This window comes from Butyrivibrio sp., assembly GCF_017940685.1.
Classification (GTDB): Bacteria; Bacillota; Clostridia; order Lachnospirales; family Lachnospiraceae; genus Butyrivibrio.
In genome coordinates, this window is the sequence record NZ_JAGAYD010000023.1 from 21,992 (window position 1) to 28,628 (window position 6,637).

At 45.2% G+C, this 6,637-nt stretch carries 5 protein-coding genes; all 5 read left to right on the top strand.

Annotated elements, in window-relative coordinates; genetic code table 11:
- Positions 1-96: 96 nt before the first annotated feature.
- Positions 97-1,218: an HD-GYP domain-containing protein gene (locus J6I68_RS01710; protein WP_292216731.1), complete on the top strand. Its 1,122-nt coding sequence runs from the start codon at positions 97-99 to the stop codon at positions 1,216-1,218.
- A gap of 15 nt (positions 1,219-1,233) precedes the next feature.
- Complete coding sequence (locus J6I68_RS01715; RefSeq protein ID WP_292216733.1) at positions 1,234-2,292, top strand: type IV pilus twitching motility protein PilT; 1,059 nt, start codon at positions 1,234-1,236, stop codon at positions 2,290-2,292.
- Between the two features lie 149 nt (positions 2,293-2,441).
- Positions 2,442-4,010 carry a YifB family Mg chelatase-like AAA ATPase gene (locus J6I68_RS01720; RefSeq protein ID WP_292216735.1) on the top strand — a complete coding sequence of 523 codons (1,569 nt, stop codon included), beginning with the start codon at positions 2,442-2,444 and terminating at the stop codon, positions 4,008-4,010.
- Positions 4,011-4,013: 3 nt separating this feature from the next.
- Entirely contained in the window at positions 4,014-5,177 is a 1,164-nt protein-coding gene (gene dprA / locus J6I68_RS01725) for a DNA-processing protein DprA (protein WP_292216739.1), read from the top strand.
- Between the two features lie 207 nt (positions 5,178-5,384).
- The coding region (locus J6I68_RS01730; protein ID WP_292216741.1) for an extracellular solute-binding protein at positions 5,385-6,637 on the top strand (1,253 nt) is incomplete at its 3' end.

Sequence of the window (6,637 nt, forward strand, 5' to 3'; positions counted from 1 at the left end):
AACTATATTTTGTGGGAACATGCGATATCTGATTGATTTTTTCACTTGGCGGCCTCATACTAGAGATATAGTATTTTATGCGTTGGGGTGCGGAATATGCTGTTTATAAAATGTGATGAGCTAAGGCCAGGAATGCGACTGGCTAAACCTATATATAGTAAGAAGGGGGTTCTTTTGTATGACCGCGCCACGGTCCTTAAGGACACCCAGAGCATTGAAAACATCAAGAGTTTCGGACTCATTGGTCTTTTTATACTTGAGCCCGCAGAGCCTGTTCCTCCTATGACTCAGGACGACATAGACTTTGAGAGATTCCAGACCGTTATGTACAACGAGATCATGGAGGAGCTTGAGAGGATAAGAAATAAGGGCAAGCAGGAGAAGTTTCCTAATATCTGTGCTCAGATCATCAAGAGCTACGGCAATCTTAGGAAAAAGATAACCTTCCAGCAGGCACTTAGAAGTGAAGATGATTATATCTACAAGCATTCACTTAATGTGGCAATTCTTGCAGCCATGATCACCCATACCATGAACGTTCCTCTTTCTGAGCAGAACGAAGCTGTAATGGCAGCAGTCATCCACGACATAGGTAAGCTCACTTTGCCACCTGCTCTTCAGTCCAAGCAGAACACCACTGAGGATGAGAGGGCCCTCATCGATGGCCATGAGGTTCAGGGATATCCTATAATCGATGAAGCATTTTCTTTCCAGCCCAATATCAAGAGAGCCTGCAACCAGGCAAGAAAAATCCTTTTGGACTACTATAATGGGAATCCTGTTCAGGGTCAGAAGACACTGCTGGCAGCCAAGGTTTTGGTTGTGGCAGGTATATTTGATAAGGAGACAGCGGTACGCCTTGAGGATTCACCAACATCTGAGGTTGTTGTCATCAGGAACATGATGAAGAGAAGCGATGTATTTGACCCAAGAGTTGTAAAGGGCCTTATCGATTCGCTGAACATCCTGATACCTGGGGTAAGCGTAGAGCTTAACTCCGGTGAGAAGGCCCTTGTCATAAGGACCAACGATGATGATTTCTTAAGACCTACTGTTCTTAGTTTTAGAGATAATTCAATAATTGATCTGTCCAATAGAAGGGCTTACGGCGACCTTGAAATTGTAGACATCATGAAGACCATGGACAACAGATACGTTATGGATACTGACAAGATGAAAGCGCTTGGTATTAAGGTAGAAGAACCTGATTACGTCTGATAAAGGAGCATGAGTATGTCACTTATTGAAGATGTTTTAAAAGAAGCAAAGGAAGCAGGAGCATCTGACGTTCACGTAACAGTAGGACTCCCACCCAAGATGAGACTTAATGGGAAGCTCATCCCCATGGAGAAATATGGCAAGATGCTGCCACCAAATACTCTTGCCATCGTTGAAGAAATCATGTCTGAAAAACAGAGGGAAAAGCTCGATGAAAACGGACAGTACGATATGTCCTTCTCTATTCCCCATGTAGGAAGATACAGACTTAATGTCTTCAAACAGAGGGGTTCCTATGCCCTGGCATTTAGGGTTGTTGCCACCACCATTCCAAGTGCAGAGGTCCTTGGTATTCCTGACACAGTAATTGACCTTTACAAGAAAAAGAGAGGTCTGGTGCTGGTTACAGGTCCTACCGGAAGTGGTAAGTCCACAACCCTTGCATCTATAATCGATCAGATAAACAACAACAGGGAAGCCCATGTTATCACACTGGAGGACCCTATTGAGTTCACATATCAGCACAGGATGTCCATCGTTAACCAGCGTGAGATCGGAACGGACTCCAACAACTATGCAAGTGCTCTTCGTGCAGCTCTTCGTGAGGATCCTGATGTTATCCTTGTGGGAGAGATGCGTGACCTTGAGACCATAAGCACAGCTATAACCGCTGCTGAGACAGGACACCTGGTTCTTTCTACAGTTCATACAATTGGTGCATCCAACACTGTGGACAGACTCATCGATGTATTCCCGTCACACCAGCAGCAACAGATAAGGATCCAGCTTGCAGGTGTTTTGGAAGCCATCATTTGTCAGCAACTCCTTCCAACAGGAGATGGACAGCGAATTGCAGCATTCGAAGTTCTTCATATCAACAGTGCTGTTCGTAACCTTATCCGTGAAGGTAAGTCCCACCAGCTGATCACCTACATGCAGACCTACAGAAAGCAGGGTATGATCACTATGGACGACGCAATCCTTGAGCTCTACAAGGCTCAGAAGGTTACAAGAGAGGTTGCGCTTCAGTTTGCTCAGGACCCTGACACCATGCAGAACAAAATGCTCAGATGAAAAATTTTTCAATCTTAAGAAAATCTTAAAGATTTTTTTGATCGACCTGTTATATAATTAGCAGGTCGATTTTGTTTTTATATCTTTTAAACACTGTTTGAGGTCTTCAGACAGTGATTTCACCAATAATTTGAATACGAGGAAATGAAATGTTTAGTTCAGTTACTTCAGGAGCAGCTAATGGCATCTCTTCATACCTTATGCAGGTAGAAGTGGATGTCTCTGACGGGCTGCCCAGCTTTAATATGGTTGGATTTATGTCAGGAGAAGTAAGAGAAGCCGGAGACAGAGTAAGAGTGGCGCTAAAAAATGCAGGGACAAAGGTGCCTGCAGCAAAGATCACCATTAATCTGTCACCGGCAGGAATAAGGAAAAGCGGCGTAGTTATTGATGTGCCTGTGGCTGTCGGGATCATGGCTGCCATGGGACAGATAGAAGAAAGAGCCTTGGAGGATACAGTTGTTTTAGGAGAACTGGGCCTTGATGGAGAGATAAAGCCGGTCAAGGGAATCCTTCCGATTGTTAGTAAGGCAAGGGAAATGGGTTATAAGAAGGTCATCCTTCCAAGGAGCAACGCAAGAGAAGGAGCTGTTATCTCGGGAATAAAGGTGATCGGTGTAGATTCCCTGCAGGAGACAGCCTTGTATCTTCAGGCTGATGAAGGCGAGAGAGATAAGCTGATACCTCCCACAACTATCGATGTGGGAAAGCTTTTTGAGGAGGATGAAGGAGGCGCCTATGATCTTGACTTTGCAGATATCAATGGTCAGTCAGGGGTGAAAAGAGCTGCTGAGATTGCGGCAGCAGGCTTCCATCACCTTATGATAATAGGGCCTCCGGGAGCAGGAAAAAGCATGGTGGCCAAAAGGCTTCCTACAATCCTTCCGCCACTTTCTTTAGATGAGAGTCTTGAAGTGTCAACAATATATTCGGTTGCAGGAATGCTTGGTGAGAACGAAGCTCTTATCACAAAAAGGCCGTTTATGAGTACTCACCACCTGGTGACTGAGACCGCTCTTGTTGGAGGCGGCGTAGTTCCAAGGCCTGGCATCATATCACTGGCCCACAGAGGCGTTCTTTTTCTGGATGAGATGCCGGAGTTTTCAAGGGCCAAGCTTGATATGCTGCGCCAGCCCTTAGAGGATAAGATCGTGCACATAGTAAGAAATAAGGGAACTTATACCTATCCAGCAAACTTTCAGCTGGTGGGAGCGCTAAATCCCTGCCCCTGCGGATATTATCCTGACAGGAATAAGTGCAAGTGCTCGCCTTCAGAGATAAGAAGATATCTTGGCCATATTTCAGGCCCTATCCTTGACAGAGTAGACATCTGCGTAGAAGCCCCAAGGGTTGATATCGCAGATCTTACTGTTAAGAATAAGAGCGCCAATGAATCAAGTAAAACTATAAGAGAGCGGGTTCTAAAGGCAAGGGATATTCAAAACGAGAGGTTTAAAGGCACGGACCTTAGGTTTAACTCAGACATGTCCCCAAAGGATATAGAAAAGTTCTGCCGCCTTGGCCCGAGGGAAGAAGCATACCTCGAAAATGCCTTTAACACCATGGAGCTTTCTGCAAGGGCATATCACAAGATACTCAGAGTTGCCAGAACAATTGCGGATATAGACGGATCAGATGAGATCAGACAGATCCATCTCATGGAAGCCGTGGGATACAGGATCACAGACGGAGAATATTACAGTCAGATGGAGGATTAAGATTTGGAATTAACAGAAAAAGATTATGCAATGTGGCTTTTTAATGTGGAGAGCATTGGAAATGCCAGTATGGACAAGCTCCTTTGCAGTGGGCTTAGCTGCAAAGATGTGTATCAGCTAAGCTCAAAAGAACTGTCCAAGGTGCTTTCTCATAAACAGGTAGAAAATATAGAAAGATCAAGGCACAGCTGGGACTTTGAAAATGAAAAGAACAAACTTTTAAGTAAAGGAATCAGGTTTGTATCAAGGATAGATGAAGACTTTCCGGAAAAGCTAAAGAATATCCCCAATGCACCCTTTGCAATCTATGTAAAGGGAAAGCTCCCAGACCCAAACATTCCTTCAGTTGCCGTAATTGGGGCGAGGATGTGCTCAGACTACGGAAGATTCATGGCAAGGCAGTTTGGAAGAGATCTTGCCATTGCTGGGATCCAGGTCATAAGTGGAATGGCAAGAGGCGTAGATGGCATAGCGCAAGGTGCTGCTGTTGCTGCAGGGGGAGCTTCCTTTGGAGTCCTTGGGTGCGGAGTTGATATTTGCTACCCTCCGGAGAATAAAGAAATATATGATGCACTTTCGTTAAATGGTGGTCTCATATCGGAGTTTCCACCAGGAATGGAGCCTGTTGCCAGGTTCTTTCCCATGAGAAACAGGATCATCAGTGCTCTGGCTGATGCCCTTGTGGTGGTGGAAGCAAGGAGAAAATCAGGAACCACCATCACTGTAGATACAGCTCTTGAGCAGGGCAGGGAAGTGTTTGCAGTTCCGGGAAGAGCTTCCGACAGACTTAGCGATGGCTGTAACTATCTCATAAGCCAGGGAGCAGGAGTTGCGATCTCTGCAGCAGATGTTATTGACAGGATATGGACTGTGAGAGGAGGGTATGAGGCACAAGAAAAGATCGAGACTGCCCTGGAAGATGAGAGAGAACTGACAGTCTGTGGTGGAGATCCGGATGATGAAATGAATGATCAGCCGGTTATCTCAATAGAGGAGGAGATCCTGGAAATTGTAGATATTATCCCTGTTTCAAGCTCTTTTATCCTGGAGGAACTTTACAAGAAGGGAAAAGAAATCTCGGTCCCAAGGTTACTTACTGTGTTAATGGAGTTAACTTACAGTGGAAAGATAGCACAAAACGGCGCGTATTACCGCAAAATAGCGTGATTTACCGATTGCGCAAAACGTTACCGACAACGTTTCCGGAAACGTTACCGCAGAAAAAGTCAATGTGCAACATGTATGAAAATTGGCTCAATTAATCATTAAAAATGTTTAATTGACAAAAAAGTGCACAAAGGATAAACTTTTTGTGTGAGCAACCGATTGCGCAAATTTGCGCAGTCACATTTAACAAATGGAGGGAAATAAATTATGAAAAAGAAATTGGTATCTGTTATTTTAACAGCTGCTATGGGTGCTACACTCCTTGCAGGTTGTGGCAATGGTGCAGCAGACACAGTAGAAGAGACAGCTACAGAGGTAGCAGAAACAGCTACAGAAGTTGCTGAGACAGCTACAGAGACAGCAGAGACAGCAGAGACAGCGGAGGAGATCACAGATTACGGCACAGGCGAAGTTAAGGTCTGGGTTGCTGATAATGTAGTTGATTTCACTAATGAGCAGATCGCTAAGTTCCAGGAGGCACATCCTGAGATGAGCGGATACACATTCACAGTTGAGGCTGTTGGTGAAGGCGATGCTGCAGGAAATATGATCACAGACGTTGAGGCTGGTGCTGACATTTATGCATTTGCTCAGGATCAGATCGCAAGACTTGTTACTGCTGGAGCTCTTGAGGTAGTTGAGGACTCTAACGCAGAGGTTGTTAAGGCAGAGAACGACGCTGGTGCAGTTGCAGCTGCAACAGTTGGTGGAACATTATATGCTTATCCTCTTACATCAGATAACGGATATTTCCTTTACTATGATAAGAGCGTTATAACAGATCCTTCTACTCTTGAAGGAATCATCGCTGATTGCGAAGCAGCAGGCAAGAACTTCTACTTCGAGCTTAACTCAGGATGGTATCAGACAGCATTCTTCTTCGGAACAGGTGCTGAGCTTACATACGACACTGATGATCAGGGTAACTTCACAAAGTGCAACTCAACATACGCTTCAGATAAGGGTGTTGTAGCTCTTAAGGAGATGCTTGAGCTTGCTTCTTCCAAGTCATTCCAGAATGGTTCAGCAGTTTCTAACGCAACTAACTGTGCAGCAATCGTTGATGGTACTTGGGATGCACAGGCAGCTAAGGATATGTTTGGTGACAACTACGCATGTGCTAAGCTTCCTACATTCGAAGGCGCTGATGGCAAGACATATCAGATGAGCGGCTTTGGTGGATTCAAGCTTCTTGGTGTTAAGCCTCAGGAAGATGACATGAAGCTTGCAGTTTGTGACGCACTTGCAGCTTACCTCTCAGGTGAGGAAGTTCAGCAGGCTAGATACGATGCAGTAGGTTGGGGTCCTTCAAACCTCAAGGCTCAGCAGTCAGATGCAGTTAAGGCTGACGAGGCTCTTTCAGCTCTTGCTGATCAGCTTCAGTACACAATCCCTCAGGGACAGTACCCTGGAGATTACTGGTCACTTGCAACATCACTTGGTGATTCAATCATCTCTGG

What these genes read in the sequence shown, in the direction of transcription:
- J6I68_RS01715 (WP_292216733.1), top strand. Translation starts at nt 1,234, where the DNA reads ATGTCACTTATTGAAGATGTTTTAAAAGAAGCAAAGGAAGCAGGAGCA.
- J6I68_RS01720 (WP_292216735.1), top strand. Translation starts at nt 2,442, where the DNA reads ATGTTTAGTTCAGTTACTTCAGGAGCAGCTAATGGCATCTCTTCATAC.
- J6I68_RS01710 (WP_292216731.1), top strand. Translation starts at nt 97, where the DNA reads ATGCTGTTTATAAAATGTGATGAGCTAAGGCCAGGAATGCGACTGGCT.